This is a genomic window from Variovorax sp. P4_D9 (assembly GCF_056401695.1).
Genome location: NZ_JBFUIU010000960.1, coordinates 1 through 3,111, shown reverse-complemented (window position 1 = coordinate 3,111; position 3,111 = coordinate 1). Strand labels below are relative to the sequence as shown.

3 protein-coding genes and 1 pseudogene are annotated in these 3,111 nt (G+C 63.5%); 1 reads left to right on the top strand and 3 read right to left on the bottom strand.

The window, feature by feature from the left end:
* Nucleotides 1-198 precede the first annotated feature (198 nt).
* The 3 genes and pseudogenes from AC1DY5_RS49070 to AC1DY5_RS49060 form a co-directional block, all read right to left on the bottom strand.
* A pseudogene (locus AC1DY5_RS49070) lies at nucleotides 199-378 on the bottom strand (Tn3 family transposase); the annotation flags it as partial.
* Between the two features lie 31 nt (nucleotides 379-409).
* Nucleotides 410-1,354, bottom strand: a complete 945-nt coding sequence (locus AC1DY5_RS49065; protein WP_478121574.1) for a magnesium transporter CorA family protein — start codon at nucleotides 1,352-1,354, stop codon at nucleotides 410-412.
* Between the two features lie 335 nt (nucleotides 1,355-1,689).
* Nucleotides 1,690-2,007: a hypothetical protein gene (locus tag AC1DY5_RS49060; protein ID WP_478121573.1), complete on the bottom strand. Its 318-nt coding sequence runs from the start codon at nucleotides 2,005-2,007 to the stop codon at nucleotides 1,690-1,692.
* Between the two features lie 445 nt (nucleotides 2,008-2,452).
* On the opposite strand from AC1DY5_RS49060, the gene AC1DY5_RS49055 reads away from it, so the two are divergent.
* A partial coding sequence (locus AC1DY5_RS49055; protein WP_478121572.1) for a response regulator occupies nucleotides 2,453-3,111 on the top strand: 659 nt, incomplete at its 3' end.

Sequence of the window (3,111 nt, the reverse complement as noted above, 5' to 3'; positions counted from 1 at the left end):
GTGCGGAAGACCCAGCTTTACTACACTTCACGTCTACGGCGCCGCGCAGTCGAACGCGCGCAGGGCCGATGTCGATCTCGATCACGCTTTGCGAAGCTCGGTTCGTGGGCAGCGCCTTTGAAACGGCCGGCGTCACGATCAGGCGATCCTGCTCATGCTGGTGCGATTTCGGCAGAGGGCCTTGAGACCACTCTTACAGACGGTGCCCCATCGGTCGCGCACATGGGTGTAGATGCCGGTGGCGTAGGTGCGCCGGCGCGGATCAACCCGGGCATTCCAGAGATGGCGGGATGCGTCCACCGACATCATGTCGGCCGACGCCTTGTCGCCGTCGCCCCAGAGCGCCGCAATCGGGATCCGGCTCTGAAACTCGGCCACGCGTCAATGAGCGCGTGGCCCGTCGATATTGCTACTTTCGGCCTTGCCGCCTTTCCAGCAGCTGCACAAGCAAATGCCAGCTGCCCCAACCGAGCGCCACCATGGCGAGCCCGAAGATCGAATAGGAAATGCGCCAGTCGATGTCCTTGGTCATCATGCTGAACTCGGACATGCCGCCGATACTGGCAATCAGGTTGAGCGGCAGGAAGATGATGCTGATCAGGGTCAGCTTCTTGAGCAGGACACTGACGTTGTTGTTGATGATTGTGCCGCGGGCATCCATCAGGCCCGAGACGACATCGCTGTAGATGCGCGCCTGCCGCGCGCACTGCTGGTTATCGACGGCGATGTCGTGCAGCCTGTCGACCTGCTCGGCGTTCAGTCCGAGTCGCTGCGCGTGGGTGTGCAGCTTGGCCAGCACCCCGCTGTTGGCCTCGATCGCGTTGATGTAGTAGATGAGGCTTTCGCCGAGCGCCAGCATCTGCAGGAGGTACTGGTTCTCCATCGAACCCGTGATCTTCGAGCCGAGCTCCACCGTGAGTTGCTTGATCGCCTTCAGGTGACCGAGATAGTGGTGCACCGTATGGTTCAGCAGCTTCAGCAGAATATCCATCGAGGTGTCGCAGCGCCGGAACTCGCGCCCCGTGAAGGACGGCGCGTCTTCGCCGAGGATGACAATCAGCCGGCCCTGGTGCAAGAAGAGCCCCATGGAGCCGACATCGAAGCGCAGTTGTTCTTGCACGGAGACGTTCTTCGGCTGCTTCCAGATGATGGAGACGCAGTCGGCCGAGAACTCCACGCGCGAGATCTCGTCGGCGTCGAGCGCCGACTCCAGATCGTGCGGGTCCAGCGACAGGTTCTCGATGACCTCGCGCTTCTCGTCTGCATCCGGGGCGGTGTAGAGAACGATATCAACGCGCTCGCCGGTAGCGGCCGAGACGACCGACCCCTCCGAAAGTGCGAAAGCGGCCTTCATGATGTCCTTCCTGCGTGTGTTCGTGTGACGGTGCGCCACCGCAGTCTTTTGAATGCCGTGGCGGAACGAGCTGTTTTCCCGGCAGATCCGAGTCGTTGAGCCGCCGGCATAGGATGCCTTCGCGGCAGCGTTGCCCTTCGCCCGCGCCTCAGCGCGCTCTTGCTTCTTGGCCAGTCTCAGTTTCGCCTCGAGATATTCATCCTCTGCGCGAATGCCTGCCAATGGCTCCGGATCCCATTGTTCCTCTTTCGGCTCGTCTGCCAGGGCATCAAGGACTTCCTTCCCGGCTGCGACAGGCTACCGGGAGCGAAGTGGCGATTGCCGCAGCGCTCTACTCATCTCTTGAGTACGGGCCGCTCGGGCGGGGGAAGCACCTTGCGGATCTCCACCTCCAATGCCTTGGCGTATACCTCGGTATCCTTTTTGTTTGGGTGCATCCTCCCATCAAAATCGCCTTGCTGTCGCAGGGCCTCTCGGCAGCAACGTAGTACGGCGCGGCACTGCAATAGCCATGTCTTGAGAACTTCCTGCCCAAGCCTGAGACGAACCGCCAGCGATTCTGATTGGCCAACAGCTTCACCTCGCCGTTCAAAAGGTCGCCCATCGATGGCGTCGTCCTTGCTGACGCTCCAGAAATTGAACGACTTGAACACGCCGCACCCTTGAGCCGGGAGGCCGCTCGCAGCGGCCGCCATCAGGAGCACCCACCAGCTGGTCGAAATAGCTGAGCTCAGGCCACCGCCTTTGCCGCGACGTCAGGGTCTGACTGGCAAGCAATGACGAGTGTCAGCGTTGGACAGGAGGTGAGGACCGCTGAACGCCGAAGCGCTCGGCCTCCTCGGCCAGCAGATACTGGTCGATGGCAAGGTTGGACGGTCTCGAGATTGGAGAGGTACTCGCAGCAGCACGCCAGGAATTGCAGTGCGCGCAGGCAGTTATGCGTCCCCTGCCGTCCTTCTCGAAGCAGCCCCGCGCTGGCGCCGACTGCCACATCCGAACGCGATCTCGGCGCCGCTGCTTGTGCGTCAGTGGCTTGCCATCGCGCCCGCCGGCTCGGAGAATTCACCTTGCACGACACACTGGCTGCGTGCGGATGTGATGAACCTCGACCCTGTCCCTCCCGTCGCGCTGGTGGTAGACGACGAGCCGGCGTCCCGCCTGATGGTGAAGCTGTCACTGGAAAGCCTCGGCTGCGCTCCGGTCCTGGAGGCCGCCGACGGAATCGCGGCGCAGGAGGTTCTGCGCGAGCACCCGGACGTCGCCCTGGTGCTGACGGACATCATGATGCCGCGGATGGACGGCCTGGAACTGCTGCGCTGGGGACGCCAGGCAGTGCCGGACGCCATGTGGATCGTCCTTTCGGGGCTGGAGACCTTCGACTCGGCGGTGGCCGCGATCCGGCTGGGGGCGTTCGACTTCCTGCCGAAGTCGCCTCACACGGAAGAGATGGGGGTCGCGGTGCGCAATGCGCTCGAGCGGCGGCAACTGCTGGCTGACCGCCAGCAGCTGCACCGGGAGCTGCAGCGCAAGGTCCTCGAACTCGAGCAGACCTCCGAAGTGTTGCGCCGCGATCTCGAGCGCGCGGAGGTCATCCAGCGCGCCTTGCTGCCGCGCAGCCCACCCCCGATGGAGGGCTATTGCATCCAGGCGGTCTACCGGCCGGGGCAGCATGTGGGAGGCGACCTCTACGACGTGGTCCGGCTGGGCGAGCAGCACCTCGCCTTCTACCTGGCCGACGCCACCGGCCACGGGGTGAC